The organism is Methylobacterium brachiatum (genome assembly GCF_900113845.1).
Classification (GTDB): Bacteria; Pseudomonadota; Alphaproteobacteria; order Rhizobiales; family Beijerinckiaceae; genus Methylobacterium; species Methylobacterium brachiatum.
The window spans coordinates 44,922-71,129 of the sequence record NZ_FOQW01000005.1 but is presented as its reverse complement, the minus strand read 5'-3'; the positions used below and the strand labels follow the sequence as shown (position 1 = coordinate 71,129).

Here is a 26,208-nt window from a genome sequence, read left to right as displayed (position 1 = left end):
ACGCCGGGACTTCGGGTCGGATCACGGGCGGATCTGCCCGCTGCCGTGGACGCGGTACTTGAACGTCGTCAGCTGCTCGACACCCACCGGGCCGCGGGCATGCATGCGCCCGGTGGCGATGCCGATCTCGGCGCCGAAACCGAACTCGCCGCCATCGGCGAACTGGGTCGAGGCGTTGTGGGTGACGATCGCCGAATCGACCTCGGCCAGGAAGCGGTTGGCCTCGGCCCGGTCGGCCGTGATGATCGCGTCGGTGTGGTGCGAGCCGTAGGTCTCGATATGCTCGATCGCCGCGTCGATCCCGTCGACCACCCGCGCCGCGATGATCGCGTCGAGATACTCGGTGTGCCAGTCCGCCTCGGAGACCGGCGTCACCCGGGGATCCACCGCCTGGGTCTCGGCGTCGCCGCGCACCGCGCAGCCGACATCGAGCAGGGTGCGGACGAGGGGGGCGAGATGCGTCGCCGCGCAGGCACGATCCACCAGCAGGGTCTCGGCGGCGCCGCAGACGCTGGTCCGGCGCATCTTGCTGTTGAGCAGCACGGCCAGAGCCATGTCGAGATCGGCGGCCGCCGCCACGTAGACGTGGTTGACGCCGTCGAGATGGGCGAAGACCGGCACCCGGGCCTCGGCCTGGACGCGCTCCACGAGGCCGCGCCCGCCCCGGGGCACGATCACGTCGATGCAGCCGTCGAGGCCGCCGAGCATCAGCCCGACCGCGGCGCGGTCCCGGGTCGGCACGAGCTGGATCGCGTCGGCGGGCAGGCCCGCCTCGGCCAGGCCCTCGCTCATCGCCTTGGCGATGGCCAGGGCACTGCGATGGCTGTCCGAGCCGGCACGCAGGATCGCGGCGTTGCCGGCCTTGAGGCAGAGCGCGCCGGCATCCGCCGTGACGTTCGGGCGGCTCTCGAAGATGACGCCGATCACGCCGAGCGGCACGGCGATCCGCTCGATCAGCAGGCCGTTCGGCCGCTCGATCGCGGCGAGCTGGCGCCCGACCGGGTCGGCCAGCGCCCCGACCTTCTCGACGGATTCGGCGATCGCCGCGAGGCGGCCGGCATCCAGGGCGAGCCGGTCGACCAGCGCGGCGCTCTGGCCGGCCTGGCGGGCCGCGGCGACGTCGCGGGCGTTCTCGCGCAGGATCTCGTCCGCATTCGCCCGCAGCCGCTCGGCGATGAGACGCAGCGCCCGGTCCTTGGTCTGGGCGGAGGCGAGCGCCATGCGCCGGCCGGCGACGCGCGCCCGCCGGCCGATCGCCGCCATCAGCTCCGGCAGGGCCTCGGCCTCGGCGAGATCGGATCTCAGGTTCAGGACGGGCACGCTGGCGTCCTCGGTGTTCGGGGGCCGCGAAGACCGGCCCGACAGGGGATGAGCGGGTCTTTGCACATCGGGCGACGGGCCCACAAGTGTGCTGACTCACCGGGCGTGACAGAGATCGCGCCTTCTACAACTAGACAAGAACTGATCGGAATCAGTCCAGTCTAAAACATCGCGAGATCATCGCGATGCACCATCCAGGCCCGGCCCGGATAGTTGAGCAATTCCGGTATGCGCGCGCTCGGATGGCCGATGATCAGGGCCGCCTCGGCGCTGTCATAGGCCACGAGGCCGCGGCCGAGCACGCGGCCCTCGGGATCGCGGATCATCACGGCGTCGCCCCGGGAGAAGCTGCCCTCGATCGCCCGGACGCCCACCGGCAGCAGGCTGGCGCCGCCGAGCAGGGCCTTGGCGGCACCGGCGTCGATGGTGAGCGTCCCGCGCGGCTCCAGGGAGCCGGCGATCCAGGTCTTGCGCGCCGCGGTCGGCGTCGAGCCCGACAGGAACCAGGTGCAGCGCGCACCCTCGCGCACAGCCTTCAGGGGGTTCTTGCCCCGCCCGTCCGCGATGACGAGGTGCGTACCCCCGGAGGCCGCGATCTTGGCCGCCTCGACCTTGGTGCGCATGCCGCCCCGGGACAGTTCCGAGGCCGGGCCGCCGGCCATCGCCTCGATCTCCGGGGTGATGCGCTCCACCACCGGCAGATGGCGCGCATCCGGGTCCGATTGGGGCGGCGCCGTGTAGAGCCCGTCGATATCCGAGAACAGCACCAGCACGTCGGCATCGATCATCGTGGCGACCCGGGCTGCGAGCCGGTCGTTGTCGCCGTAGCGAATCTCCGAGGTCGCCACCGTGTCGTTCTCGTTGACCACCGGGACGGCGCGCATCTCCAACAGCTTCAGCACGGTCGCCCGGGCATTGAGGTAGCGGCGGCGCTCCTCGGTATCCTGCGGGGTGACCAGGATCTGCCCCGCCACGATGCCGTGATGGCCGAGCGCCTCGGCCCAGTGCCGGGCCAGGGTGATCTGCCCGACCGAGGCCGCGCCCTGGCTCTCCTCTAGCCGCAGGATCCCCGGCGGCAGGCCGAGCACCGTCCGCCCGAGGGCGATGCTGCCGGACGACACGACCAGCACGTCGACGCCCCGCCCGTGCAACTCGGCGATGTCCTCCGCCAGAGCCGCCAACCAGGCATGGCGCAGCCGGCCGGCATTGCGATCGACCAACAGGGCCGACCCGACCTTGATGACGACGCGGCGGAATTCTTCGAGGGCCGGGATCATAATTCTTCGCAGAGACGAGGCATCGATGCGGTTTGGACGAAGTCCGCGCGAATGAACAGCGTGCGGAGGCGCGACGGCCTTTCGAAGACGCCGAGCCCGGCATTGCCGCAGGCCTGCGGGATTGAACCCCTCGGCCGATCAGGCGCGCGGGTTGTAGGCCGGCACCAGATCGGTGTGGATGAAGTCGTTCCCCTCGAAGAGGAGGGGCACCGCATGGACCTTGGCCACCGCGTAGGCCAGGCAATCGCCGAAGTTCAGCTTAGCCGGGTGGCCGCGGCCCTTTCCGAAATGATGAAAGGCGTCGGCGGCGGCTTCGAACATGATCTTATCGAAAGAGACAATTGTCGCTTCGGATCGATCGAGGAAGGTGCGCAGATCATGTTCCGGCTCGTCGGAGAGCCGTTCCATGACCAATCGGGCCTCCACGAGTGTCGGTGCCCCAACCAGCGTCTGTCGGCGCGTGATCAAAGCCGTGAACAGTGCGGCTTCCGGCTCAAATGCGAGAATCGCGAAGATAGCTGACGTATCCAGAGCAATTGTCTGGTCATTGGTCATTTTGGCAAGCCGAATTCGTCGTACAGATCGTCGTGCCGTGACGTAGCACCCGGCTTTTTCGCGGCCATGGAGCGAGCGAGTTCCAGGATCGATTCGTACCGCAATTTCTGCTCGGCGGTCATCGACTCGATGTCTGGCGGAGAGAGTTGCGGCGCCGCCCGCTCGCCGGCAGCCGACGACTTCAATGACGCGCGGAGGGCGGTCAACACGGCCTCATCGACCGAAGTGCCCTGGCGTTCGGCCAATTCACGCGCCAGGCTCAGCGCCTCGTCACCCTCTACAACGAGAGCGTCCATCGTCGTCGCCTCCGCGATAACGTCTTGCTCGGAGAGGTTATCGGAGCCGAACCGCCCCGTCACTCACGGCTGCCAAGCCACCGCCGGCCGGGCATCCGCCTCCGCGGCTGTGCTCGTGTCGATCTCGGTCTGGATCGCCCGGAGCGCTTCCGGCACGCCCTTGCGGCTCGCCGAGGACAGGACCAGCGGCGCCCGGCCGGCGGCGCGCTTCAGCTTGGCGACCTGGCTCTTGAGCGTCTCGGCATCGAGCGCGTCGGCCTTCGAGAGCGCCACGATCTCGGGCTTGTCGGCCAGGCCGTTGCCGTAAGCCTCGATCTCACCGCGGACCAGCTTGTAGGTCTTGCCGGCATGCTCACTGGTGCCGTCGACGAGGTGCAGCAGCACCCGGCAGCGCTCGACATGCGCCAGGAACTTGTCGCCAAGCCCGACGCCCTCGTGGGCGCCCTCGATCAGGCCGGGAATGTCGGCCAGCACGAATTCGCGGTTGTCCGAGCGCACCACGCCCAGGCCCGGATGCAGGGTCGTGAACGGGTAATCGGCGATCTTCGGCTTGGCCGCGGTGACGCTCGCCAGGAAAGTCGATTTGCCCGCATTGGGCAACCCGACGAGGCCGGCATCGGCGATCAGCTTGAGCCGCAGCCAGATCCACATCTCCTGGCCTTCCAGGCCCGGATTGGCGTGCTTCGGGGCGCGGTTCGTGGAGGTCGTGAAGTAGGCGTTGCCGAAGCCGCCATTGCCGCCCTTGGCCAGGCGAATCTTCTGGCCGACCTCGGTCAGGTCGGCGATCAGGGTCTCGCCGTCCTCGGCGAAGATCTGCGTGCCGGCCGGCACCTTCAGCACCACGTCGGAGCCGTTGGCGCCGTGGCAGTTCGAGCCCATGCCGTGCTCGCCCTTCTTGGCCTTGAAGTGCTGCTGGTAGCGGTAGTCGATCAGGGTGTTGAGGCCCTCGACGCACTCGACCCAGACGTCGCCGCCGCGCCCGCCATCGCCGCCGTTCGGGCCGCCGAACTCGATGAACTTTTCCCGCCGGAACGAGACGCAGCCGGGACCGCCGTCACCGGAGCGGACATAGACCTTGGCTTCGTCGAGGAATTTCACAGCTCTATCCCTTGTCGAGCACCGTCCCGGATCCGGAATCCGAGCCGATGCTCTAAGTACCTAGGTGGCATCATCATTGTCCGAAAGTCCGAAACCCTTCGGCGATGACGCTCTCCGACGCGGATCAGGGACCCGCACCCTCATTCCGTCGGCGATTGCGCTCGATCGCGGATGTCGAAGGCCGCGCGCTCAAGCCGCCTCCGTCAACACCGCCTCAGCGGCGCAGACCCGCCACCGGGGCCGATCCAGATGGAACAGGTCCACCGGCAGATCGGTGCCGCGGGCTGGGAACGGCTTCGTGCCGGTGCCGGTATGCACGAACCCGCAGGCCTCCAGCACGCGCCGGGAGGCCGGGTTCACGATCCGCGCCGAGGAGCCGAGATCGGTCCCGCCCGCATAGGCGAAGAACGCATTGCAGAGAGCCCGCACCGCCTCGCGCATCAGGCCGGCGCCCCAATAGGGTTGGCCGAGCCAGTAGCCGAGCTCCGGCGTGCCGTCGCTGCCGGGGTGGATGGCGACGACACCGATCAGGCTCGCCGGCGCCGAGCGCCGCGCCAGGGCCAGCGTCAGGCCCGCGCCGGTCGCGTTCTCGGCCCGCGCCTGCAGCAGGAACGCGTCGACCACCGGGGCCGGCAGCGGGTGCGGCACCCGCGCCAGCATCTCGGCCACCGCACGGTCGCCGGCCAGCTTCAGAATGGCGTCCCTGTCCTTGGCCGTCGGCCAGCGCAGCCAGAGCCTGCGCGTCTCGATCCGGAAGACATCGTCGCGGGTGAGATCGGGGAACATCGTGCCCTCGCAGGGCGGCGTTCCCGGCTCCGGGGCACCGCCTCAAGACGACGAAGGGGAGGATGGTGCCCCATCCTCCCCGGTGTTCCGTCCGATCCGTCCCGTGAGGGGCTCGGCATCGACGTCTCCGGTCCGGTGTGGGACACCGGGCGGGACGCCAGCTTCGCCGCTCGGGCGCCCGCCTGTTATTCCGCGGCCTGGGCCAGCGGGGTTACGGCCACGAAGGCGCGCCCGCGGCGCGTCTCGAAGCGGACATGGCCCGGTACCAGCGCGAACAGCGTGTGGTCCTTGCCCATGCCGACATTGCTGCCGGGATGCCATTTGGTGCCGCGCTGGCGCACGATGATGTTGCCCGGAATCACGGCTTCCGAGCCGAACTTCTTGACGCCGAGGCGCCGGCCTTCCGAGTCGCGGCCGTTGCGGGACGAGCCGCCTGCTTTCTTGTGTGCCATGGGATCTGCTCCGAATGCGTGTGGGTCGCGCGGATCGCGGGCCTCGCCTGGGGCCCGCGCTCGATCACGCGGAGATGCCGGTGATGCGCACCACGGTGTGGTGCTGGCGGTGGCCGCGCTTGCGGCGCGAGTTCTGGCGGCGGCGCTTCTTGAAGGCGATGACCTTCTTGTCGCGGCCGTGGCTCACGATCTCGCCCGTGACGCTGATGCCCGACAGGGTCGGCGCACCGACCTGCGTGGCGCCCGCACCGTCGGCGAACAGGAGGACCTCACCGAAGGTCACGGTTTCACCGGCCTCGCCCGGCAGGGTGGCGATGGTGATGGTGTCGTTGGCGGCGACGCGGTACTGCTTGCCGCCCGTCTTGATGACTGCGAACATCGTTGCTCTCGTGTTCTCGAACGGCCTCCGGGGCGGCTGCCCCTGGACCGGCTTCTTGTTTGAAGTCATTGCACGGGCGGACCCGGACAACGCGAAACGCGCGGACCTCGTCGAGGAGGCCGCGCGCCATGCCGGGTCAGTAGGGGCGGGGTGGCTCCGTGTCAATCCTGGACAGGGTCAGCGGATCGGTGCGCCGGTCGCCAGGATGCCCTTGGCGACGCTGCCCTGAGGACCGAAGGCGGCCAGCGCCTGTGCGCACCACGACTCCCGGCCGTCGGCCGCGAGCTGCTGGCGGACCTGCGTGGCCCGGGTCCGCAGCTTCTCCTGGAGGATGGGTTCCTGCGCCGCGCCGACCTTGGTGGCGAGACGCAGAGTCGTCAGCTGCCCGGCCTTGACCTGGATGCCCGGGCAGGCCTGTTCGGCGATGATCGTCGTCGCCGCCGCCTCGGCATAATTGTCGAGCGGGGAGGGCGTGGGCGGCGCAGGCGCTTGCGCGCAGGCCGGACCCGCCAGCACCAGAGACCAGATCAGCCAAGCACCGCGCAACGCTCAGACCTCCATGGCAACGATCGGCGCGCCGCCCGCGACGGGCGCGGCCCTCTCGGGCGACCGGTCCGGAGCAGGCGGGCGACCGGCGCTGCCTATACCGGCCCGGGCGCCAAGGCCATCTCGGCGCCGGCTCGATCGCCCGCCTTCGCGGAGCCGAGACTCAGGGCGCCGCCTTGAACTCGCCCTCGATGCGCAACGACACCTCGTCGCCCAGAGCGGGCAGGTAGGCGTTCACGCCGAAATCCGAGCGCTTCACCACGGCGCGCCCGTCGAAACCGACGGTGTAGCGCTGGTCCACCGGGTGGATGCCCGCCTGGTTGAAGGTCGCGTCGATCGCCAGCGGACGGGTCACGCCGCGCAGGGTGAGGTCGCCGGTGATCCGCGCGGTGGTCGGGCTCGTCGGCTCGACGGCGGTCGCCGTGAAGGTCGCGCTCGGGAACTTCGCGGTGTCGAAGAAGTCCGGCGCGGCCAGGTGCTCGTTCAGGCGCGGGCTGCCGGTGACGACGCCGCCGAGCGGAACGGTGACCTCTAGGCGGCTCTTGTCCGGCGCCTTTGGGTCGAGGTCGAGCTTGCCGGACAGGCCGGTGAACTGACCGTAATAGGTCGAGTAGCCGAGATGGCTGACCGACCACGTGATCTTGCCGTGATCCGGGTCGAGGACATAGGCGCCCGCCCGGACCTGGGTCGGATCCTTGCTCGGGGCCGCTGCGGCCGGGTCGTCCGCCGCCCGGGCGGGACCGAGGCACAACAGGCCGATCAGGGCGAGTATGGGCGCGCGCATGGTCGTTTCCCGCTCGTCCGGCCCGGCAGGATCGTCTCGAAGCCTGGCCGTTACGGCCTCCTGATTTCACGAAGTGCCCCGGGGCTCAAGCGCGTCTGGCGGACGCGCCCCGGCTTCTATAGGCATCGCCACGACAGCGGACGGGCACAGAATGATCGGCAAGCTCAAGGGCGTGGTGGATTCGTTCGGCGAGGATTTCGTGATCCTCGACGTCTCCGGCGTCGGCTACATCGCACATTGCTCGGCGCGCACGCTCCAGCGCATGCCCAAGGTCGGCGAGGCGGCGGAGCTCTCGATCGAGACCCATGTCCGCGAGGACATGATCCGGCTCTACGGCTTCCGCTCGGATGCCGAGCGGGAGTGGTTCCGCCTGCTCCAGACCGTCCAGGGCGTCGGCGCGCGGGTCGCCCTGGCGATCCTGTCGGTGCTGGAACCCGACGCCCTCGCGAACGCCATCGCCACCGGTGACAAGGGCACGATCAGCCGGGCGCCCGGCGTCGGGCCGCGCCTGGCGGCCCGGCTCACCGCCGAGCTGAAGGACAAGGCCCCCGCCTTCGCCCCGGTCGATCCGGCGCTGATCGCGCTAACCGGCGCCGTCGAGGAGGGGGCCGCCCCCAGACCCGTGGCCGACGCGATCTCGGCGCTGGTGAATCTCGGCTACCCGCAGGTGCAGGCGGCTTCCGCGATCGCGGCGGCCCTGAAGGTCGCCGAGGAGGGCGCCGAGGCCAAGGTGCTGATTCGGCTGGGCCTGCGCGAACTCGCCCGCTGAGGCCGGATGTCCCGCCTGACGCCTCCGGTCTTCGAGGCCTCTTACCGGATCTGAGGAATCGCTCGCGACGCAGTGATTGGCTTCGCCTTGACCCGCCGGGGCAGCGGTGCCATCTCCCCGATGACCAGTAAGATATTGAAAAGTCTTCTACTTTTCAGTCGTTCTAATCTGGTAGGTCCGAATTGCCTGGCCCGACGCGTTCGGGTCTGGCCCGAGGAAGACGGGTTCTGCACCGCGCATGATCGTCTGTTCTTGCAACGTCCTGTCCGATGGCGCCGTTCGCAGCTGCCTGTCGCCCGGCCCAGGCTGTCCCCGCACCCCGGCGCAGGTCTATGCCTGCCTCGGCTGCAGCCCGAAATGTGGGCGCTGCGCCCGGACCATCCGGGAGATCATGCGCAATGCGCTGAGAGAAGCGGCGGCCGATCAGGGCAGCCATGAATGCTCCACGGCTTGCGCTAGCGCTTGCAGTTTGGTTTTATTCCAAACTGCGGAGGACGGGATCACGGCGTGACGCCAATGCCCCCCCGCTAGAATAGCTGTAAGGAGTACGGGGGCATGAAGGGCGACACCAAGGTCATCGAGTACCTGAATCGCGGCCTGAAGAGCGAGCTGACTGCGGTCAGCCAGTACTGGCTGCATTTCCGGATGCTCAATGACTGGGGCTATATCGATCTCGCCAAGTTCTGGCGCAAGGAATCGATCGAGGAGATGAACCACGCGGATCGGTTCATCGACCGGATCCTGTTCCTCGACGGCTTCCCGAACCTGCAGGAGCTGGAGCCTCTGCGAATCGGTCAGACCGTGCAGGAGATCATCGAGTGCGATCTCGCCGCCGAGAACGGCGCGCGCAGCCTGTACCTCGAAGCTGCCAAGTACTGCGAATCGATCAACGACCGCGTCTCCGAGCGCCTGTTCGAGGATCTCGCCGAGGACGAGGAAGGCCATATCGACTTCCTCGAGACCCAGCTCGAGCTGATCAAGCAGATCGGCCTGCCGCTCTACGCGCAGAAGCATATCGGCGGCCTCGAGGCGATCGCCCCCGAGAAGGACTGACCGTAACGCGGGCTCCCGCGCCCTTCTCATCGGAGATAGGCTGCGGGAGCCCCCGCCCGAAACAGCCCCGGCCGGCGTCCGGCCCATTGATGGCGCGCCCGACATCGGCCAGGCTTGTCCGGGACGGAACGACGACAGGACAACGTTGATGCGGCTCGTGGTGGTCGGCGCGGACGGGCGCATGGGGCGGATGCTGGTGCGGGCGGTGGCCGAGGCCGAGGGCTGCACCCTCGCGGCGGCGATCGAGCGCGAGGGCTCGCCGGTCCTCGGGCATGATGCCGGCGTGCTGGCCGGCCTGCCGCCCCTCGACGTTCCGGTCACCGACGACCCGCTGAAGGCCTTCGCCACCGCGGACGGGGTGCTCGACTTCACCGCCCCGACCGCCACCGTGCAATTCGCCGAGCTGGCCGCCCAGGCCCGCATCGTCCATGTGGTCGGGACCACCGGCCTGTCCGATGACGACCTCGCCAAGCTCCGGGCCGCCGCCTACCACGCGCGCATCGTCCGCTCGGGCAACATGTCGCTCGGCATCAACCTGATGGCCGAGCTGGTGCGCCGGGTCGCCAAGGCGCTAGGCGACGAGTTCGACATCGAGATCGCCGAGATGCACCATCGCATGAAGGTGGATGCGCCCTCCGGCACCGCTTTGCTCCTCGGCGAGGCCGCCGCGGAGGGCCGCGGCGTCGACCTGAAGGACGTGCGGGTCTCGACCCGGGACGGGCATACCGGCGCGCGCCGCCCCGGCGATATCGGTTTCGCCACCCTGCGGGGCGGCTCCGTGGTCGGGGACCACAGCGTGATCTTCGCCGGCGCCGGCGAGACCCTAACCATCAGCCACCACGCCGCCGATCGCGGGCTGTTCGCCGCCGGCGCCGTCAAGGCCGCGCTCTGGGCACACCCGAAGCCGCCGGGGCTCTATTCCATGGCGGATGTGCTCGGGCTCTAGACCACCAACCAGGGATACGATCTGCCGATGGAGCGACTGCTCGTCCTCGCTCGCCATGGCCAGAGCGAGTGGAATCTCAAGAACCTGTTCACCGGCTGGCGCGACCCCGGCCTCACCGAGCGCGGCGTCGACGAGGCGCGCGCAGCCGGTCGAGCCCTGAAGCAGGCAGGCTACGGGTTCGATATCGCCTTCACGTCTGAACTCGTCCGGGCGCAGCGCACCTGCGCGCTGATGCTGGAGGAAATGGGCCTCCCGGATCTCGACGTGCAGCGGTCGCAGGCCCTGAACGAGCGCGATTACGGCGACCTCGCGGGGCTCAACAAGGACGATGCCCGCGCCAAATGGGGCGCGGAGCAGGTCTACCTCTGGCGGCGCTCCTACGACGTGCGGCCGCCCGGCGGCGAAAGCCTGAAGGACACCGCCGCCCGGGTCCTGCCCTATTACATCGAGACGATCCTGCCCCGGGTGATGGCCGGGCAGCGGGTTCTGGTCGCGGCCCACGGCAATTCGCTGCGCGCCCTGGTGATGGTGCTCGACCATCTCGGCCCCGACACCATCGCCGGCCTGGAGATCAAGACCGGGGTGCCGCTGGTCTACCGGTTGGCCGCCGACACCACGGTCGCCTCCAAGCAGATCCTGTCCCGCGACGGCGAAGCGGACCGCTGATTGGCGACCGAACTCGCGCCGGGCCTGATCCACCATCCGGGCTTCCTCGATCCGGCCGCCCGCGCGCGGCTCACCGCCGAAGTCGCGGCGGTCCTGGCAGCGGCGCCGCCCGTCACCCCGTGCATGCCGCGCACCGGAAAGCCCTTCTCGGTGCGGATGTCGAATGCCGGGCCGCTCGGCTGGGTCTCTGACCGGGGCGGCTACCGCTACCAGCCAAACCATCCGGAGACCGGCCAGCCGTGGCCCGCGATCCCGCCCTGTGCGCTGGCCGCCTGGGACGCGCTGGCAGCGTTTCCGGCACCGCCCGAAGCCTGCCTGATCAACCTCTACGCCCCGGACGCCCGGATGGGCCTGCACCAGGACCGGGACGAGGCCGATTTCTCCGCCCCGGTCGTCTCCCTGTCGCTCGGCGCCACGGCCCTGTTCCGCTATGGCGGCCTGCAGCGCTCGGACCCGACCCGCTCGATCCGCCTCCATGCCGGCGACGCCCTGGTGATCGGCGGCGCCTCGCGCCTGATCCACCACGGGGTCGACCGACTCTATGCGGAGAACGACCTGCTCGCGGAGAATCCGCTGCCGGGCTTCCTGCCGGATGGCGGGCGCTGCAACCTGACCCTGCGCCGGGTCACCGCCGGCGTCACCGGAAAGCCATGACGGTGATTCGCTCTCGCGGCCGCAACCTTACGGGATCCAGCCATGCGGCCAGCCTCTTTCGCGCGACGTGACAGCGCGGCGGCGCAATGGCCGCCCATCGCCCGGTTCATCGCGGCCGAGCGCCGCCTGGGCGATGCCGCTGCCGGCCGCGGGCCCGTCACGGCGGCGCTCTACGAATTCCTGCGTTTCGGCGTGAAGCAGGGCTGGGCCTGCCTGTTCGGCGGCCTGCTGCTGGCGCTGATGATCGGCACGCGCCTGGTCTGGCCGGCCCACGCGCCGCTCGCGCGCTACGACGCGCTGTTCCTCGCCGCGCTGGCGCTTCAGGCGATCCTGCTCGCGACCAAGATGGAGACCTGGACCGAGGCCAAGGTCATCCTCGTCTTCCACGTCATCGGTACGGTGATGGAGGTGCACAAGACGGCGATCGGAAGCTGGGTCTACCCCGAAATCAGCACCTTCCGGATCGGCGGTGTGCCGCTCTTCACCGGCTTCATGTACGCCGCCGTCGGCAGCTACCTGGCCCGTGTCTGGCGCCTGTTCGACTTCCGGTTCACCCGGCACCCGAACCTGACTGTTCTGTCGGCCCTCGCGGTGGCGATCTACGTCAACTTCCTGACCGATCACCTGGGTTACGACCTGCGCTACGGCCTCCTGGCGGTTGCGGTGTTCCTGTTCGCGCCGGCCACGATCCATTTCCAGGTGTGGCGATCCCATCGCAGGATGCCGCTCCTCCTCGGCCTGCTCCTCGTGGCGCTCTTCATCTGGTTCGCCGAGAATGTCGGGACCTTCACCGGCACGTGGCTGTACCCCAACCAGAAGCTTCATTGGTCCCCCGTCCCGCTCGCGAAACTCTCGTCCTGGTTCCTCCTGATGATCGTGTCCTACACGCTGATCGCGCGGGTGAACGGGATCAGCCGCCTGAGCGCTCGGCCCCTCGCGTCCCCGGCATCGGCGGGCGTGGCCGTGCCATGAGCCGGACACGCTCCCTCGGCGCAGCCGCGGCGTTCATCGGCCTCGGGCTGCTGTTGCGGCTGCCGAAGTGGAATCTGCCCCTGGCGATCCACCATTACGGCGGCGGCATCCTCTGGGGTGCGATGCTGTTCGCGCTCGTTGCTGCCGTGCGGCCGCCCGGCTGGCGCGTGCCGGGCTGTTGGGTCACCGCGGGCGTCATCGCGGCCGGCATCGAAGGCAGCCGCCTGTTGCACGGTGCCGAGCTCGACGCGTTCCGCAGGACGCTGGCCGGCCAGCTGCTTCTCGGCAATATCTTCTCGGCCTGGAACCTGGCGGCCTACGCCTGCGGTATCAGTCTCGCCGCGTTGATGATCGTCTCTCCCCGGACCGATCGCGCGTCCGCCTCATTGTCGGCTTGACAGATAATGGCCGCGGGCAGACCCATCGCACGAAGCGAGCCCGCTCGGGTCCTCGCGCGTGGAGAACCGGTTTCCGATGCTGGTGCGTAACCTGACGCTGCGTCTCGGGCGGGTTCTGTCCCTGGCCGTCCTGATGGCCGGGCTCGGATCCGCGGCGTTTGCCGCCGATCCGGTCTATCCACCGGGCTCCCGCTTCGGGTTCGAGCCGCCGGCCGACATGGCGCTGTCGCGGCGCTTCTCGGGCTTCGAGCGCAAGGAGGGCGGCGCCACCCTGTCGGTGGTCGAGCTGCCGCCGAACGCCTTCGCGGAACTGGTCAGCGGCTTCACCGACGCCAACCTCCTGAGCCAGGGTTTCGCGGTGGAGAAGCGCGAGGAAGTGAAGGTCGGCGACAACGAGGGCATGCTCTACACCGGTGAGCAGCCCGCCGATCCCAACGCCACCGCACCGGCGATCCGCAAATGGATCCTGGTGGTCGGCACGCCGACCGTGACCGGCCTGATCATCGCCCAGGCGCTGCCGGATGCCGAGACCGAGGAGACGATGCGCAAGCTGGTGACCGGCGTCACCCTGCGTCCGCCGCTCACCCTCGACCAGCAGGTCGAGGCCCTGCCGTTCCGCATCGGCAACATGGCGGGCTTCCGACCGATCCGGGTGCTGGCCGGCAACTCGGTCCTGCTCACGGCGGGCCCGAAGGACCAGATGCAGAATCTGGAACAGCCGATCCTGGTGCTGGCCCAGGCGGTCCAGCAGCCGCCCGCCGCCGAGCAGCGCGACGGCTTCGCCCGGGCGGCCCTGGCCTCGAACCAGACGATGAAGGATTTCGTGATCGAGCGCGCGCAGAGCTACCGCTCCAACGGCGTCGATTGGCACGAGATCGTCGCCCGGGCCGTCGACATGCCGACCAACGTTCCAGTGGTCGTCTCACAGACCATCCGATTCAATCCGGACGGGTACCTGCGCGCCCTGGGCGTCGTGCGCGAGGATCAGCGCACCGGCGTGCTGGCTAAGTTCCGTGAAGTCGTCGACAGCGTGCAGGTCAAGTAATCGACGCGGAACCATCCCGCGACGGTCTCGATTCGGCGGTCGCCCGACCCTCCTGCCTCATCCTGAGGAGCCCGCGTCAGCGGGTCTCGGAGGAGCGCGCCGGGGATCACCGGGGCACCCGGAGGGCTCCTTCGACGCTCGCACCTCAGGATGCGGCAATGCGTGACTGAGCCCCAAAAACGCGAAAAACGCGGACCCGAGGGCCCGCGCTTCTCACCGTCAGGAATAGGGCTCGGCTTAGTACGGGCGGCCGTACAGCGGCGAGGTCGGGTCCAGCCGGTCGACGAACGAGAGGTCGACGTTGCGGACGGCCGTGGAGCGCGCGCCGATGAACGGGCCGTTGGTGATCGGGTCGGGCAGGATCCCGCGGCCGAAGCGGTCGTTCGGGCCGAAGGCCGGGTTCAGCTGGTTCGACGCGGCGATCAGGTAGGGGTTCAGGGCCGGGTTGCCCGAACCGCCGGCGCCCGGAACGTTCGAAGTCAGGGGCACGTTGCCGGCGTCGAGCCAGCTGCGCGGACGGACGCGGATCGGGAGCGGACGGCTGACGCTGTAGACGCGACCCGGGCCGAAACCCTCCTGGGCCTGGGCGGGCGCAGACGCCAGGGCGCCGAAGCCGGTGGCGGCGATGACGCCGAGAAGAGCGATCTTAAGCGAGCGCATGGCCAACCTTGTCTGTGAGTGCCATCAGTATGGCGACCGAAGCTTAACAGTTCGCCGCCTTTGATAGAACGACGCTTGAGTGGGGCTGTGGTTCCGCGAAAATGGCCGAGCTTCGGCGATTTGCCGTATTCTGGCCTCATTTTTTCGTGTGCGATCGCCGACGACCGATCGATCCGGTCGGTTCGGAGGCATCCGCGACCGTCGTTACTGGACATCCCTGATCCGTCCGGGGGGCCATGAAGGCCGCGGTCGCGTCGGGATCCGCCGGGTCGTCGAGGCTCAGCGCATCGACCATGCAGCCCAAGGTTCGCGCCTCGGGGGGATGCCCCAGCGGAGCGCAGAGCCAGCCGTCCAGCCGGAAGGCGGTCTCGCGGCTGACGAAGCCCAAGCAGGTCCGCCGTGTCGGGCCGCCGAGGGTGACCTCCAGTGTCTCCACCGCGCCGAACTTGGTGGCGACCGTGCCGCCCGGCCCGGTGCGGATCACGGCCAGCGCCGGCCCGTCGGTCGCGGCCCGCCGGGCCAGCAGGATGAACAGGCCGGGTGCCCGCCCGGCGGCGTCGCCGCGGGTCAGCGTCACCCGGAGGGCCGGGGCTTCGAGCGCCTCGAAGGCACCCCGCGCCAGCGCATCCTCGCGTAGACCGCTCACCGGATCGATCCGGCCGGCCTCGACCCGGACCGGGTCGAGGCCGGGCTCCGTGAGCCCGAACCGCACCGGGGCGGCCGGGGCGGGCGCTTTCGGCGCGGGCGTCGCCGGTACGAACGCCGCCGTGACGGGCATTGCCACTTGCGGCGTCACCGGCACTTGCCGGGCATAGAGACAGAGACCGGCGATCATCGCCGAGGCGACGACGAGGCGCAGGCCGAGGCCGACCAGCGAGAGGGCGCGCCGACCCTTGGGCGCGCCGGAAGCGCCCGCCTCATCTGTGCTCGGTCGGTCGGTCTGCATGATGCCCCGTGCGGACGGCCGCTCGTCCTGGCCGTCCGCGATCATCACCGCGCTAAGTTGATCACCACCCCCCAACCGGCCGTCATGCCCGGCATTCCCGCCACAGGGTGAATCGAGTCTTGCGGCGCCAATCCCGGCCTTGACAGCCCCACGCCTTGGGCGCCTTGCTCGGACAGGCTGTCACCCCCACTTCGTGAGGGTTCGCGGCCGCGCCCGTTCGCCGGGCGCCCCTTCGGCGCGAACGATCCTTCGGCCGAGTTTGCTGGCAAGAGCGCGGCACCCGGATCGGTCGGGGTTTTCCGCGCGGAGACGAGAGATGGGTTACAAGGTCGCCATCGTAGGCGCCACGGGCAACGTGGGCCGTGAGATGCTGGATATCCTGGCCGAGCGGGCCTTCCCCGCCGACGAGGTCGTGGCGCTGGCCTCGCGCCGCAGCCAGGGTCAGGAAGTCTCCTTCGGCGACAAAACGCTCAAGGTCAAAGCCCTCGACACCTACGATTTCTCCGACACCGACATCTGCCTGATGTCGGCAGGCGGCGAGACCTCCAAGGAGTGGTCGCCCCGGATCGGCCAGCAGGGCTGCGTGGTGATCGATAACTCGTCGGCGTTCCGCTACGACGCGGACGTGCCGCTGATCGTCCCCGAGGTGAATGCCGACGCGGTGGTGGGCTTCACCAAGCGCAACATCATCGCCAACCCGAACTGCTCGACCGCGCAGCTGGTCGTCGCCCTCAAGCCGCTGCACGAGGCGGCCACGATCAAGCGCGTCGTGGTCTCGACCTACCAGTCGGTCTCCGGCGCCGGCAAGGAGGCGATGGACGAGCTGTTCAACCAGACCCGCGCCGTCTTCACCGCCGGCGACATCAAGGAAGGCGGCAAGTTCACCAAGCGCATCGCCTTCAACGTCATCCCCCACATCGACGTGTTCATGGAGGATGGCTACACGAAGGAAGAGTGGAAGATGGTCGCCGAGACCAAGAAGATGCTCGACCCGAAGATCAAGCTGACCGCCACCGCGGTCCGCGTGCCGGTCTTCATCGGGCATGCGGAGGCGGTGAACGTCGAGTTCGAGCGTCCGCTCTCGGCCGAGAAGGCCACCGAGATCCTGCGCTCAGCGCCGGGCGTCCTGGTGATCGATAAGCGCGAGAACGGCGGCTACATGACCCCGCACGAGGCGGCGGGCGAGGATGCGACCTACATCTCGCGCATCCGCGAGGACGCGACCATCGAGAACGGCCTGAACTTCTGGTGCGTGTCGGACAACCTGCGCAAGGGCGCCGCGCTCAACACGGTGCAGATCGCCGAGGTGCTGGTGAACCGCAAGCTGCTGAACCGGGCCAAGCCCAAGGCCGCGTAAAGCAGCAAGACCCTGAAGTTGGGCGGCCGCAATCGGAGACGATCGCGGCCGTTCCCGTTTTCAGGGCTCCGGTCGGCTCAGTGGCCGCCGAGATAGGCCGCCCGCACCGCCGGGTCGCTCTTGAGCTGGGCCGCCGGGCCCTGGAAGCGGATCCGGCCGTTCTCGAGCACGTAGGCATGATCGGCGACGCCGAGCGCCGCCATGGCGAATTGCTCGACCAGCAGCATCGTCACGCGCTCCTCCTTGAGCTGGCGAATGATGCGGAACACCTCCTCCACCAGCTTGGGCGCCAGCCCCATGGAGGGCTCGTCCAGCAGCAGGATCTCGGGGCGCAGCATCAGGGCGCGGCCCATGGCGAGCATCTGCTGCTCGCCGCCCGAGAGCGTCCCGGCGAGCTGGGTGCGCCGCTCCTTGAGGCGCGGGAACAGGCTGAAGGCGCGCTCGCGGTCGGCGGCGACATCGCCCTTCGGCCGGGACCCGGTCAGCCGCGGGAAGGCGCCGAGCGTCAGGTTGTCCTCCACCGAGAGGGTCGGGAACACCCGGCGGCCCTCCGGCGAATGCGCCAGCCCCTCGCGGGCGACGTCGTGGCTGTCGAGCCCGCCGATCTCGCGGCCGTTCAGGCGGATCGTGCCGGCGCGCGGGCGGATCATCCCTGAGAGCGCGCGCATGGTCGTGGTCTTGCCGGCGCCGTTGGAGCCGATCAGCGTGACCACCTGGCCCTTCGGCACCTGGAACGTGAGGCCGTGCAGGACCTCGATCTGGCCGTAGCCGGCGTGGAGATCGGAGACCTCAAGCATGGGCGTGCTCCGGGCTGCTGCCGCCCATGTCGTCGGGGGCGCCGAGATAGGCCTCGATCACCTTGGGATCCTGCTGCACTTCGCGGGCGCCGCCCTCGGCGATCTTGTGGCCGAAATCCAGGACGCTGACCCGGTCGCACAGGCCCATGACCACGTCCATGTGGTGCTCGATCAGGATCACCGTGATGCCGGCGTCGCGGATCTTGCGGATGATCGCGACGAGGTCGGCGATGTCGGGCGCGGTGAGGCCGGCGGCCGGCTCGTCGAGCAACAGGAGCACGGGGTCGAGGGCGAGGGCGCGGCCGATCTCGAGCAGGCGCTGCTTGCCGTAGGGCAGGTTGCGCGCCTCCTCCTGGGCGAGGGCGCCGAGCCCCATGAAGTCGAGGATCGACATGGCCCGGGCGCGGGCCTCGCGCTCCTCGCGCCGGCGGCGGGGCGTGCCGAGGATCGCGTCGAAGATCGTGCCCCGGAAGGTGTGGTGCAGGCCGACCAGCACGTTCTCGAGCGCGGTCATCTCGTGGAACAGCTGCACGTTCTGGAAGGTGCGGGCCACCCCCGACAGGGCGATCTCGGAGGGCGTGCGCCCGTCGAGGCGCCGGCCGCCGGCCACCGCCAGCGTCACCGAGCCGGCCGTGGGTTTGTAGATACCGGTGAGCACATTCATCATCGTGCTCTTGCCCGAGCCGTTCGGCCCGATGAGGCCGTGGATCGTCCCCGGCCTCACGGTGAGGTCGATCCCGGCGAGCGCCTTCAGGCCGCCGAACTGCATCAGCACCTGTTCGACCTTCAGCAGCGCGTCCCCGCCGGCATCGCCGCGCTGGGCGATCAGCGCCGCGCCGCCGGCGGCGAGGTCGCGGCCCTCCGCCGTGTGGGCCGGCCGCAGCGCCGGGATCTTCTGGCGCAGGAAGCCGACGATGCCGTCCGGCAGGTAGTAGACCACGAACAGGATCATCAGGCCGAAGACCGTCAGGCGGAAATCGGTGACCGATTGCAGCGCCAGGGTCGCCGGCAGGAACAGCACGCACAGCACCACCGGCACCAGGATCGCGTAGCGGTTCGGCTGCTTGCGGATGAAGGCGAGAGCGCCGACGATCACGGCCGCGACCGCGATGAGGCCCGCCATGATCCGGACGAGCTCGATATCGGCCAGGATGTTGGGCATCATCACGATGATCGCGGAGCCGATCAGCGGCCCGGAGCGCGATTTGCGCCCGCCCATGGTGACGGCGAGCAGGAACAGCACGGTGAGCTCGAAGCCGTAGGAGTTCGGCGCGACGTAGCGCTCCGACCAGGCGAACAGCGCCCCCGCGAGGCCGGCGAGCGCCGCCGAGACCACGAAGGCGTAGACTTTGTAGCGATAGACGCTGACGCCCATGCAGTCGCAGGCGATCGGCGAGTCGCGAAGCGCCTCGAAGGCCCGACCGAAGGGCGAGCGCACCACCCGGTTCACCACCAGGATGGTGAGCAGCAAAGCCGCGCAGACGAGATAGTAGAATTCCAGCTTGCGCCCGGCCGCGCCCCAGGGCGCCTGCATGCCGATCAGCGAGAAGTCGAGCACCCGGGCCGGCGGCAGGGTGATGCCCAACGGCCCGTTGGTGATCGGGGTCAGCTCGTTGATGAAGATCTGGATGATCGTGCCGAAGGCCAGCGTCACCATCGCCAGGTAGGGCCCGGTCACCCGCAGGGCCGGGACCGCCAGCAGGACGCCAAAGGCTGCCGTGACGCCGATGCCGGCGAGCAGCCCCAGCCAGATGCCGATCTTGAAGTGCAGGAACAGCGTCGCGGCCGCGTAGGCCCCGATGCCGAACAGGCCGGCATGGCCGAGGGAGACCTGGCCGGTATAGCCGACCACGATGTCGAGCCCGAGGATCAGGATCGCGTAGATCGCGATCACGGTCAGCAGGTGGATGTAATAGGTGCTCGTCACCACGAGGGGGAACGCCACCAGGGCGACGACCAGCAGCACGGCGCCGATCAGCCCGAGACCGCGGGCATTCGTGGCGGGCGGGTGCGCGGCGGCGGCGGGCGCGAGGGCGGAATGCGCCATGACGGTCAGACCTTCTTGATCACGGCCTTGCCGAACAGGCCGACCGGGCGGATCGAGAGCACAACGAGGAGGAGGATCAGGCCCGGCACGTCCTTGTAGCCGGTCGAGATGTAGAAGCCGGTCAGCGTCTCCGCGACGCCGAGGATGAGGCCGCCGACGATCACGCCGAGGCCGGATTCGAGCCCGCCGATGATCGCCACCGCGAAGGCCTTGAGCGCGAGCACCGCCCCCATCGTGGCGCCGGTCAGCGTCACCGGGGCGACGAGCACCCCCGCGAAGGCCGCCGTCATGGCGCTGATCGAGTAGGACAGGGTGATGATCCGCTTGGTGTTGATGCCCATCAGGCCGGCGGCGTCGATGTCGTTGGAAGTGGCCACGACCGCCTTCCCCCAGATCGACTTGCGATTGAAGATCTCGACGCAGAGCATCATCAGCAGCGCGCCGGCGACGATCAGCATCTCCATCGGCAGCACGCGGATGCCGCCCATCTCCACGGCCGCGTCGGGCAGCGGGGAGGGGAATTTCAAATCGTCCCGACCCCAGATGTTCTCCGCGAGGTTCCGGAAGATGATGCCGAGCGCGATGGTGGCCATGATCCACCCGTACTCGGACTTGATCTTGATCGCCGGGCGGACCGCGAGGCGCTCGACCACCGCCCCGAGGGCGAAGCCGAAGACCAGCACCAGCGGGATCATCAGCCAGTAGCCGGTGAACGGCGCGAGCGTCAGGCCGAACAGGGCGCCGAGCGCCAGGGCCTCGCCCTGGCCGAAATTCAGGGTCTTCGAGGTGGCGAAGGTGAGCTGATAGCCGAACGCGATGGCGGCGTAGATCATGCCGACCGCGACGCCCGAGGCGACGAGCTGAAGGAAGATGGTCATGGTGTCGAAGCCGTCCCAGGCGTCACGGGGCAGGCGGGCAGCCGGCCGTTCTGGCTCAGCTGCCCGTCGTTCGAACCCGTGCCGGGGGGCACGGATCCGCGCGCGTCAGTTCGAGGACTTTTCCTTGACGCGGACGACGCCGGCGTTCTTCGCGTCTTCCGGCTTGGCGTAGACGATCTTGCCGTCCTGGACTTTGCCGAACACGACCATGTTGCGCGAGATCGCGTTGTGGTCCTTGGCGGTGAACGGGTGATCGTAGGTGGTCACCACGCCCTCGACCTTGGTGTTCAGGTTCTCGAGCGCTTCGCGGATCTTCGGGCCGTTGGTCGAGCCGGCCTGCTTGATCGCCGCGGCGATCAGGTAGACCGAATCGTAGCCCTGGGCGCCGGCCACCGGGGTCGGAATCTTGGTCACGCCGTAGGTCTTGTAGTAATCGTCGAGGAAGGCCGCACGCTTGGGCAGCGTCTTATCCTCGATGAACGTCTGCGGCATGATCACGCCGTTGCCGTTGGTGCCGGCGATATCGATGAAGCTCTGCATCGAGGCCGGCCAGGACGCGATGATCGGCACCTTCCAGCCGAGCTTGGCCATGCCGTTGGCGACCTGGGCCAGCTCCGGGCCGATGCCGTAGGCCAGGATCACGTCGGCGCCGGCCTGCTGCGACTTCAGCAGCTGGGCCGTCATGTCGACGTCCTTGATGTTGAACTTCTCCACCGCGACCGGCTTCACGCCCTTGGTCGCGAGGTACTTCTCGATATCCTCGCGGCCGAGCTGGCCGTAATTTGTCGAATCCGCCAGGATGGCGATCTTCTTGAAGTTCTGCGCCAGCGCCTCGTCGACCATCATGCCGGCCTGAAGAACGTCGTAGGCCGAGTTCCGGAAGACGTAATTGACGTCGTAATCCGGCTCCTTGAACTGATTGGTGATCACCGTGCCGGTGGCGACGTTGTTGAACACCGGGATCTCGGCTTCCTGGTAGAAGCGCTGGGCGGCCAGGGCGACGCCGGTGTTGATGAAACCCACCGTGGCGACGACCTTCTCCTTGTTGATCAGTTCCTGCGCGACCTGGGCGCCGACCTCGTTCTTGGCCTCGTCGTCGCGCTCGATCAGCTGGATCGGGCGGCCGAGCACGCCACCGTTCTTGTTGATCTCGGCGGCGGCCAGCTTGGCGCCGTCGCGCATCGAGACGCCCATGGACGATGAGCCGCCCGTATAGGGGCCGGTGAGCCCGATCTTGATCGGGTCGGCGGCCTGCGCCGGCACGAGCCCCAAAGCGGTGGCGCCGAGCAGGGCGCCCATCAGGGCGCGTTTCGTCAGGATCATCGTTTCCTCTCCCAAGCGCGTCCCGGGCCGCGTTTCGATCGGCGGATCCCGTTGTGGCGTATCGATCGTGTTGGATCCGCTGTGCGCCTGCAGTCGACGCGCCGGTCAAGGCCGCGTCTCGAGAGCGTTCAAGCGTCCGCGGGCTGCCCTTCAATGTGGCATACCGGATGCGGTTACTCACTCTTTCAGCAAAGATCGCGCTAACGTCAAGGTCTCAGCGACGGCGTTACGCGACGGCCGCCGTTCTCTGTGGAAGAGGCGCGGTCCTCAGCATTTAACCGCCGGCACGATCATGTGAATGGACCGGGCGAGGGCGGATTAAGACTCGGCCCGGTACGTATTTCCGCACTTCTCCGGGGCGGCTTCAGCCGATCGCCCAGTCTTGCGCCCGTCCGACCACTGAAACCCCGCAGGCCTGGCAGCGCTCAAACGCCGGGTCCCTGTCATGGCGCTGTAATCTTCGCCGGCCACGCCGCTGCCCGGATCGGTCGGAGATTCGTCATGCGTCGCGTCATCGTTGCCTGCCTCGTCGGATTGTGCGCCTCCGGCGCCGCCCGTGCCGAGACGCGGCCCCACAACGTCATCCTATTCGTGGCCGACGGCCTCCGGGCCGGGATGGTGAACCCGCAGACCGCGCCGACCATGGACCGGCTGATGAAAACCGGCGTGCGCTTCACCAACACGCACTCGATGTTCCCGACCTTCACCATGCCGAACGCCACCGCGATGGCGACCGGCCACATGCTGGGCGATACCGGCCAGTTCGGGAACACGATCTACACGGCCTTCCCGGTGCCGGGCGCCGGCGACAGCCTGACCCCGTTCCTGGAGAGCGACCCCGTGCTCGGCGACGTCGACGAGCATTTCGCCGGCAACTACCTCAACGAGGAGACGATCCTGAAGGCCGCCCGGGCCAAGGGCTTCTCCACCGCCAGCATCGGCAAGCTCGGGCCGTCCCTGGTCTTCGACCACACCGAACGCACCGGCCAGTACAACATCCACATCGACGACAGCACCGGCCGGGCCGGCGGCATCCCCCTTGGCGACGCGTTCCGCGCCCGGCTCAAGGAGGTCAACCTGCCGGATCAGGCGCCGACCCGCGGCGCGAACGGCCAGGCCGGCACCGCCGAGACGCCCGGCACGGTCGCGGCCAATGTCGAGCAGCAGGGCTATTTCGCCGCCGTCGCGACCAAGGCCGTGCTGCCGCTGTTCAAGGCCCGGCAGAAGCCGTTCGTGCTGGTGTTCTGGTCGCGCGATCCCGATGGGACGCAGCACAACCAGGGTGACAGTCTCGGGCGGCTGGTGCCCGGCATCAACGGGCCCACGAGCCTGGCCTCGATCCGCAACGCCGACGACAACCTCGCCGCCCTCCAGGCCGCCCTGCGCGAGCAGGGCCTGGCCGAGACCACGGACATCGTCCTCACCTCGGATCACGGCTTCTCCACGATCTCGAAGGAGAGCGCGACGAGCTTCGCCGCGTCGCAGACCTACAAGGGCGTGCCGGCCAAGCAGCTGCCGCCGGGCTTCCTCGCCATCGATCTCGCCCACGACCTCGGCATGACCCTGTTGGATCCGGACGCGAAGGGCGCGAAACTCGAATCCGGGGTCTTCCCGAGCCGGGCCAACGGCCTGATCGGTTCCGATCCGGCCAAGCCCGACGTGGTGGTCGCGGCCAATGGCGGCTCGGACCTCGTCTACGTGCCGAGCAACGACAAGGCGCTCGCCCGCAAGGTGGTCGAGGCCCTGTCGCGCCAGGATTACGTCAGCGGCCTGTTCGTCAGCGACTCCCTCGGCGCGATCCCCGGAACCCTGCCGCTCTCGTCCATCGCCCTCGACGGGTCGGCCCTGACCCCGATGCCGGCGATCGTGGTGAACTTCCGCAGCTTCTCGACCGGCTGCGCCGATCCCACCACCTGCGGCGTCGAAGTATCGGACACCACCCTGCAGCAGGGCCAGGGCATGCACGGCAGCTTCGCGCGCTCGGACACCCGCAACGTCATGGGCGCGGTCGGCCCGAGCTTCCGGGGCGGCCTGCAGAGCGACATCCCGGCGAGCAACGCCGATCTCGGCAAGACCATCGCCCGGATCCTGGATCTCGACATCCCCAACAAGGGCAAGCTGGTCGGCCGCATCCTGACCGAGGCGATGGTCAACGGCGCCAAGCCGGCGGCCCAGAAGCATATCCGCCGCTCGGAGCCGGACGCCGCCGGCATCGTGACGGTGCTGAACTACCAGACGGTCGGCGAGACCCGGTATTTCGACGCCGCCGGATATCCGGGCCGGACCCTGGGCCTCATCGAGGAGACGCACGCCGCGGGCGGGCATTGAACGCTTATCCAACTGGCCTTTGCCATCCGCCACCTCATCCTGAGGTGGCGTAGCGAGGCGAAGCCCTCGAAGGAGACCTCCAGCCTGCCGCGCGATCCCTGGACGGCTCCTTCGAGGCTCAGAGCGTTCGCACCTCAGGATGAGGGCGCGAATCGGGATTTCCCGTCGCGCAGTCTTTGGGGTTGAGGGCGGCGCAACCCTCAAGCTGAGACCCGAACGAGAAAAGGCCGCACCTGTTGGGGTACGGCCCTTTGCAGTCTCAACTTGATCCATCCGCCGACCGGCTATCCGGCTCGGCGGCGGCTGGGGCTACGCCATGCCGAGGGCCTGCATGTAGAGCTCGAGGATCGCCTCCTGCTCCTGGCGCTCGCTGTGATCCTGCTTGCGGATCCGGATGATCGTGCGCACCGCCTTCGCGTCGAAGCCGCGGCCCTTCAATTCGGCGAACACCTCCTTGATGTCGCCCATGATGCCGGCCTTCTCCTCCTCGAGGCGCTCCAGGCGCTCGATGAACTGCTTCAGCTCGTCGGCGGCCACGCCCTCGGCCGACGAGACGTCGCCGCCGGGCCGCTGGGCTGCTGCGGTGGGCATCGAATGGGCGTTCATGGGGCTCTCCGGGATGCGCGGCGCGGTTGCGCCCTAGACCGGTGGTTAACGGGCCGAACTTACCGGAAGCTTAGCCGATTCTCGCGGCCCCTCTCGGCCGGTCAGTGATCCTTGGCCTGGGACGCCGAAAAACCCGCCTGCTGCTCGGGACTCGCCTCCGTCTGGTGCTTCGCTTTCCACTCGCTGTAGGGCATCCCGTAGACCGCCTCGCGGCTCTCGTCCTTGGTGAGCGGCACGCCCTTTTCGTCGGCGGCATCCTTGAGCCAGTTCGACAGGCAGTTCCGGCAGAAGCCCGCCAGGTTCATCAGGTCGATGTTCTGTACGTCGGTGCGGGTGCGCAGATGCGACACGAGCCGGCGGAACACCGCGGCTTCGAGTTCGGTCTGGGTCTGCGGGTCGATCTCGGGCATCGTGGGAAACGCTTTCAGGTGAGGGCCGTCGGCACGGATCTCGGGATCGGCCGCGTCCGGATCAAGCCGCGATCAGCGGGCGCAGGATGCGGGCGAAGCGCTCGGCCCATTCCTCCTGGCCGGCCGCGCCGGCGATGAGGTCCTGGCGGATCTCCACCAGGGCGTTGGGCAGGCCGCGGGCGGTGGCGTGGCGGTCGATCGTATCGCCCGGCAGGCCACCGCCATAGGGCTGGTTGTCGCCGACCGTGAGCCCGGCCGGATCGGCCTCGAGCGCCGCGATCAGCGGCCGGGCGAAGCGCTCATCCCGGTCGTACAGGATTCCGACCTGCCAGGGCCGGGCGATGCCGCGCCAATAGGGCGTGAAGCTGTGCATGGTCAGGATCACCGGCGGGCGCCCGACAGCCTCGGCGGCCGCCACCGCGTCGTCGATCGCCGCGTCGAACGGCGCGTAGAAACGCGCGATTCGGGCCTGCTTGCCGGCCTCGTCGATCCGCGCGTTGCCCGGCACCACGGCCCCGTCGGACAGGCGCATCACCAGGGTCGGGTCGGATCGGCCGCGGTTCGGGTCGATGATCAGGCGAGAAAAGTTCGTGAGGATCGCCGGCACGTTCAGCCGGGCCGCGAGCCCGCGCGTCACTGCCGCCGCGCCGATATCGTAGGCGATGTGGCGGCCGAACTCGGATTCCGGCACGCCGAGCTCGATATCCGCGGGCACGAAGTTCGACGCGTGGTCGCAGGCGATCACGAGGCCGCAGGCGGGATCGCCCGGGATGATTTCGCACGGGTGCGGGGCCGGGGGGCGCGCTTCGATCTCCGGACGGGTCACGGGGCTCCGAGGGTTGGATCTGTGGGACGGCGCC

Annotated in this window: 30 protein-coding genes; 11 read left to right on the top strand and 19 right to left on the bottom strand. The window is 68.9% G+C overall.

Annotated features, from left to right (window positions below; genetic code table 11):
• Positions 1-21: 21 nt before the first annotated feature.
• From BMZ47_RS06515 to BMZ47_RS06470, 10 genes are all read right to left on the bottom strand, one after another.
• Entirely contained in the window at positions 22-1,320 is a 1,299-nt protein-coding gene (locus BMZ47_RS06515; RefSeq protein ID WP_007568220.1) for a glutamate-5-semialdehyde dehydrogenase, read from the bottom strand.
• A 161-nt stretch (positions 1,321-1,481) separates the two neighbouring features.
• Positions 1,482-2,597: a glutamate 5-kinase gene (gene proB, locus BMZ47_RS06510; protein ID WP_007568218.1), complete on the bottom strand. Its 1,116-nt coding sequence runs from the start codon at positions 2,595-2,597 to the stop codon at positions 1,482-1,484.
• Between the two features lie 138 nt (positions 2,598-2,735).
• Positions 2,736-3,152, bottom strand: coding sequence for a type II toxin-antitoxin system VapC family toxin (locus BMZ47_RS06505; RefSeq protein ID WP_091859943.1), 417 nt, complete (start codon positions 3,150-3,152; stop codon positions 2,736-2,738).
• A complete protein-coding gene (locus tag BMZ47_RS06500; protein ID WP_139220950.1) occupies positions 3,149-3,448 on the bottom strand; it encodes a type II toxin-antitoxin system VapB family antitoxin in 300 nt (99 codons plus the stop codon). Before BMZ47_RS06500 ends, BMZ47_RS06505 begins: the two co-directional genes overlap by 4 nt.
• A 63-nt stretch (positions 3,449-3,511) precedes the next feature.
• Positions 3,512-4,546 carry a GTPase ObgE gene (gene obgE, locus BMZ47_RS06495; RefSeq protein ID WP_091859938.1) on the bottom strand — a complete coding sequence of 345 codons (1,035 nt, stop codon included), beginning with the start codon at positions 4,544-4,546 and terminating at the stop codon, positions 3,512-3,514.
• A 189-nt stretch (positions 4,547-4,735) separates the two neighbouring features.
• A complete protein-coding gene (locus tag BMZ47_RS06490; protein WP_091859935.1) occupies positions 4,736-5,332 on the bottom strand; it encodes a GNAT family N-acetyltransferase in 597 nt (198 codons plus the stop codon).
• A gap of 185 nt (positions 5,333-5,517) precedes the next feature.
• Positions 5,518-5,784, bottom strand: a complete 267-nt coding sequence (rpmA, locus tag BMZ47_RS06485; protein ID WP_007568208.1) for a 50S ribosomal protein L27 — start codon at positions 5,782-5,784, stop codon at positions 5,518-5,520.
• Positions 5,785-5,848: 64 nt separating this feature from the next.
• Positions 5,849-6,163, bottom strand: a complete 315-nt coding sequence (gene rplU, locus BMZ47_RS06480; RefSeq protein ID WP_007568206.1) for a 50S ribosomal protein L21 — start codon at positions 6,161-6,163, stop codon at positions 5,849-5,851.
• Positions 6,164-6,340: 177 nt separating this feature from the next.
• Positions 6,341-6,709, bottom strand: a complete 369-nt coding sequence (locus BMZ47_RS06475; RefSeq protein ID WP_091859932.1) for a hypothetical protein — start codon at positions 6,707-6,709, stop codon at positions 6,341-6,343.
• Positions 6,710-6,872: 163 nt separating this feature from the next.
• Positions 6,873-7,493, bottom strand: a complete 621-nt coding sequence (locus BMZ47_RS06470) for a YceI family protein (RefSeq protein ID WP_007568201.1) — start codon at positions 7,491-7,493, stop codon at positions 6,873-6,875.
• A gap of 151 nt (positions 7,494-7,644) precedes the next feature.
• Between BMZ47_RS06470 and ruvA the strand changes: the two genes are divergently transcribed.
• The 9 genes from ruvA (at position 7,645) to BMZ47_RS06430 (ending at position 13,996) form a co-directional block, all read left to right on the top strand.
• Positions 7,645-8,262 carry a Holliday junction branch migration protein RuvA gene (ruvA, locus tag BMZ47_RS06465; RefSeq protein WP_091859929.1) on the top strand — a complete coding sequence of 206 codons (618 nt, stop codon included), beginning with the start codon at positions 7,645-7,647 and terminating at the stop codon, positions 8,260-8,262.
• Between the two features lie 238 nt (positions 8,263-8,500).
• Positions 8,501-8,773 (top strand): (2Fe-2S)-binding protein, encoded by a 273-nt coding sequence (locus BMZ47_RS28900; protein WP_081497045.1) that lies wholly within the window; start codon positions 8,501-8,503, stop codon positions 8,771-8,773.
• A 44-nt stretch (positions 8,774-8,817) separates the two neighbouring features.
• Positions 8,818-9,315 (top strand): bacterioferritin, encoded by a 498-nt coding sequence (gene bfr / locus BMZ47_RS06455; RefSeq protein ID WP_007568197.1) that lies wholly within the window; start codon positions 8,818-8,820, stop codon positions 9,313-9,315.
• Between the two features lie 148 nt (positions 9,316-9,463).
• A complete protein-coding gene (dapB, locus tag BMZ47_RS06450) occupies positions 9,464-10,261 on the top strand; it encodes a 4-hydroxy-tetrahydrodipicolinate reductase (protein ID WP_091859927.1) in 798 nt (265 codons plus the stop codon).
• A 27-nt stretch (positions 10,262-10,288) separates the two neighbouring features.
• Positions 10,289-10,927, top strand: coding sequence for a 2,3-bisphosphoglycerate-dependent phosphoglycerate mutase (locus BMZ47_RS06445; protein ID WP_091859924.1), 639 nt, complete (start codon positions 10,289-10,291; stop codon positions 10,925-10,927).
• Entirely contained in the window at positions 10,928-11,581 is a 654-nt protein-coding gene (locus tag BMZ47_RS06440) for an alpha-ketoglutarate-dependent dioxygenase AlkB (protein WP_091859921.1), read from the top strand.
• A 42-nt stretch (positions 11,582-11,623) separates the two neighbouring features.
• A complete protein-coding gene (locus BMZ47_RS06435) occupies positions 11,624-12,553 on the top strand; it encodes a DUF817 domain-containing protein (protein ID WP_244536744.1) in 930 nt (309 codons plus the stop codon).
• Positions 12,550-12,951: a ribosomal maturation YjgA family protein gene (locus tag BMZ47_RS28895; protein ID WP_205836135.1), complete on the top strand. Its 402-nt coding sequence runs from the start codon at positions 12,550-12,552 to the stop codon at positions 12,949-12,951. Before BMZ47_RS06435 ends, BMZ47_RS28895 begins: the two co-directional genes overlap by 4 nt.
• 76 nt (positions 12,952-13,027) lie before the next feature.
• Positions 13,028-13,996, top strand: coding sequence for a hypothetical protein (locus BMZ47_RS06430; protein WP_091860516.1), 969 nt, complete (start codon positions 13,028-13,030; stop codon positions 13,994-13,996).
• A gap of 237 nt (positions 13,997-14,233) precedes the next feature.
• Here the strand turns inward: BMZ47_RS06430 and BMZ47_RS06425 are convergent, their stop codons facing one another.
• Both BMZ47_RS06425 and BMZ47_RS06420 read right to left on the bottom strand, forming a co-directional pair.
• Positions 14,234-14,656, bottom strand: coding sequence for a hypothetical protein (locus tag BMZ47_RS06425; RefSeq protein ID WP_007568184.1), 423 nt, complete (start codon positions 14,654-14,656; stop codon positions 14,234-14,236).
• A gap of 136 nt (positions 14,657-14,792) precedes the next feature.
• Positions 14,793-15,647 carry a hypothetical protein gene (locus BMZ47_RS06420; RefSeq protein ID WP_244536758.1) on the bottom strand — a complete coding sequence of 285 codons (855 nt, stop codon included), beginning with the start codon at positions 15,645-15,647 and terminating at the stop codon, positions 14,793-14,795.
• 271 nt (positions 15,648-15,918) lie between these two features.
• Here BMZ47_RS06420 and BMZ47_RS06415 point away from each other — a divergent pair, with 271 nt between their 5' ends.
• Entirely contained in the window at positions 15,919-16,959 is a 1,041-nt protein-coding gene (locus BMZ47_RS06415) for an aspartate-semialdehyde dehydrogenase (protein WP_007568179.1), read from the top strand.
• Positions 16,960-17,036: 77 nt separating this feature from the next.
• On the opposite strand, the gene BMZ47_RS06410 is transcribed toward BMZ47_RS06415, so the two are convergent.
• The 4 genes from BMZ47_RS06410 to BMZ47_RS06395 form a co-directional block, all read right to left on the bottom strand.
• Positions 17,037-17,756, bottom strand: coding sequence for an ABC transporter ATP-binding protein (locus BMZ47_RS06410; RefSeq protein WP_091859917.1), 720 nt, complete (start codon positions 17,754-17,756; stop codon positions 17,037-17,039).
• The gene (locus tag BMZ47_RS06405) at positions 17,749-19,803 is read right to left on the bottom strand and encodes a branched-chain amino acid ABC transporter ATP-binding protein/permease (RefSeq protein ID WP_091859915.1); all 2,055 of its coding nucleotides are present in this window, start codon (positions 19,801-19,803) and stop codon (positions 17,749-17,751) included. Before BMZ47_RS06405 ends, BMZ47_RS06410 begins: the two co-directional genes overlap by 8 nt.
• A gap of 5 nt (positions 19,804-19,808) precedes the next feature.
• Positions 19,809-20,681 (bottom strand): branched-chain amino acid ABC transporter permease, encoded by an 873-nt coding sequence (locus BMZ47_RS06400; RefSeq protein ID WP_007568176.1) that lies wholly within the window; start codon positions 20,679-20,681, stop codon positions 19,809-19,811.
• A 105-nt stretch (positions 20,682-20,786) separates the two neighbouring features.
• Positions 20,787-21,980, bottom strand: coding sequence for an ABC transporter substrate-binding protein (locus tag BMZ47_RS06395; RefSeq protein WP_091860510.1), 1,194 nt, complete (start codon positions 21,978-21,980; stop codon positions 20,787-20,789).
• 525 nt (positions 21,981-22,505) lie between these two features.
• Between BMZ47_RS06395 and BMZ47_RS06390 the strand changes: the two genes are divergently transcribed.
• Positions 22,506-24,332, top strand: coding sequence for an alkaline phosphatase family protein (locus BMZ47_RS06390; protein WP_091859913.1), 1,827 nt, complete (start codon positions 22,506-22,508; stop codon positions 24,330-24,332).
• A gap of 309 nt (positions 24,333-24,641) precedes the next feature.
• On the opposite strand, the gene BMZ47_RS06385 is transcribed toward BMZ47_RS06390, so the two are convergent.
• The 3 genes from BMZ47_RS06385 to BMZ47_RS06375 form a co-directional block, all read right to left on the bottom strand.
• Entirely contained in the window at positions 24,642-24,923 is a 282-nt protein-coding gene (locus tag BMZ47_RS06385) for a DUF2312 domain-containing protein (protein WP_039904239.1), read from the bottom strand.
• A gap of 116 nt (positions 24,924-25,039) precedes the next feature.
• Complete coding sequence (locus tag BMZ47_RS06380; RefSeq protein WP_091859910.1) at positions 25,040-25,348, bottom strand: DUF1244 domain-containing protein; 309 nt, start codon at positions 25,346-25,348, stop codon at positions 25,040-25,042.
• A gap of 61 nt (positions 25,349-25,409) precedes the next feature.
• A complete protein-coding gene (locus BMZ47_RS06375) occupies positions 25,410-26,174 on the bottom strand; it encodes an N-formylglutamate amidohydrolase (protein ID WP_091859907.1) in 765 nt (254 codons plus the stop codon).
• Between the last annotated feature and the right edge of the window lie 34 nt (positions 26,175-26,208).

What these genes read in the sequence shown, in the direction of transcription:
- proB (WP_007568218.1), bottom strand. Translation starts at nt 2,597, where the DNA reads ATGATCCCGGCCCTCGAAGAATTCCGCCGCGTCGTCATCAAGGTCGGG.
- BMZ47_RS06505 (WP_091859943.1), bottom strand. Translation starts at nt 3,152, where the DNA reads ATGACCAATGACCAGACAATTGCTCTGGATACGTCAGCTATCTTCGCG.
- BMZ47_RS06500 (WP_139220950.1), bottom strand. Translation starts at nt 3,448, where the DNA reads ATGGACGCTCTCGTTGTAGAGGGTGACGAGGCGCTGAGCCTGGCGCGT.
- BMZ47_RS06490 (WP_091859935.1), bottom strand. Translation starts at nt 5,332, where the DNA reads ATGTTCCCCGATCTCACCCGCGACGATGTCTTCCGGATCGAGACGCGC.
- rpmA (WP_007568208.1), bottom strand. Translation starts at nt 5,784, where the DNA reads ATGGCACACAAGAAAGCAGGCGGCTCGTCCCGCAACGGCCGCGACTCG.
- rplU (WP_007568206.1), bottom strand. Translation starts at nt 6,163, where the DNA reads ATGTTCGCAGTCATCAAGACGGGCGGCAAGCAGTACCGCGTCGCCGCC.
- BMZ47_RS06470 (WP_007568201.1), bottom strand. Translation starts at nt 7,493, where the DNA reads ATGCGCGCGCCCATACTCGCCCTGATCGGCCTGTTGTGCCTCGGTCCC.
- ruvA (WP_091859929.1), top strand. Translation starts at nt 7,645, where the DNA reads ATGATCGGCAAGCTCAAGGGCGTGGTGGATTCGTTCGGCGAGGATTTC.
- BMZ47_RS28900 (WP_081497045.1), top strand. Translation starts at nt 8,501, where the DNA reads ATGATCGTCTGTTCTTGCAACGTCCTGTCCGATGGCGCCGTTCGCAGC.
- bfr (WP_007568197.1), top strand. Translation starts at nt 8,818, where the DNA reads ATGAAGGGCGACACCAAGGTCATCGAGTACCTGAATCGCGGCCTGAAG.
- dapB (WP_091859927.1), top strand. Translation starts at nt 9,464, where the DNA reads ATGCGGCTCGTGGTGGTCGGCGCGGACGGGCGCATGGGGCGGATGCTG.
- BMZ47_RS06445 (WP_091859924.1), top strand. Translation starts at nt 10,289, where the DNA reads ATGGAGCGACTGCTCGTCCTCGCTCGCCATGGCCAGAGCGAGTGGAAT.
- BMZ47_RS06435 (WP_244536744.1), top strand. Translation starts at nt 11,624, where the DNA reads ATGCGGCCAGCCTCTTTCGCGCGACGTGACAGCGCGGCGGCGCAATGG.
- BMZ47_RS28895 (WP_205836135.1), top strand. Translation starts at nt 12,550, where the DNA reads ATGAGCCGGACACGCTCCCTCGGCGCAGCCGCGGCGTTCATCGGCCTC.
- BMZ47_RS06430 (WP_091860516.1), top strand. Translation starts at nt 13,028, where the DNA reads ATGCTGGTGCGTAACCTGACGCTGCGTCTCGGGCGGGTTCTGTCCCTG.
- BMZ47_RS06425 (WP_007568184.1), bottom strand. Translation starts at nt 14,656, where the DNA reads ATGCGCTCGCTTAAGATCGCTCTTCTCGGCGTCATCGCCGCCACCGGC.
- BMZ47_RS06420 (WP_244536758.1), bottom strand. Translation starts at nt 15,647, where the DNA reads ATGATCGCGGACGGCCAGGACGAGCGGCCGTCCGCACGGGGCATCATG.
- BMZ47_RS06415 (WP_007568179.1), top strand. Translation starts at nt 15,919, where the DNA reads ATGGGTTACAAGGTCGCCATCGTAGGCGCCACGGGCAACGTGGGCCGT.
- BMZ47_RS06410 (WP_091859917.1), bottom strand. Translation starts at nt 17,756, where the DNA reads ATGCTTGAGGTCTCCGATCTCCACGCCGGCTACGGCCAGATCGAGGTC.
- BMZ47_RS06405 (WP_091859915.1), bottom strand. Translation starts at nt 19,803, where the DNA reads ATGGCGCATTCCGCCCTCGCGCCCGCCGCCGCCGCGCACCCGCCCGCC.
- BMZ47_RS06400 (WP_007568176.1), bottom strand. Translation starts at nt 20,681, where the DNA reads ATGACCATCTTCCTTCAGCTCGTCGCCTCGGGCGTCGCGGTCGGCATG.
- BMZ47_RS06395 (WP_091860510.1), bottom strand. Translation starts at nt 21,980, where the DNA reads ATGGGCGCCCTGCTCGGCGCCACCGCTTTGGGGCTCGTGCCGGCGCAG.
- BMZ47_RS06390 (WP_091859913.1), top strand. Translation starts at nt 22,506, where the DNA reads ATGCGTCGCGTCATCGTTGCCTGCCTCGTCGGATTGTGCGCCTCCGGC.
- BMZ47_RS06385 (WP_039904239.1), bottom strand. Translation starts at nt 24,923, where the DNA reads ATGCCCACCGCAGCAGCCCAGCGGCCCGGCGGCGACGTCTCGTCGGCC.
- BMZ47_RS06380 (WP_091859910.1), bottom strand. Translation starts at nt 25,348, where the DNA reads ATGCCCGAGATCGACCCGCAGACCCAGACCGAACTCGAAGCCGCGGTG.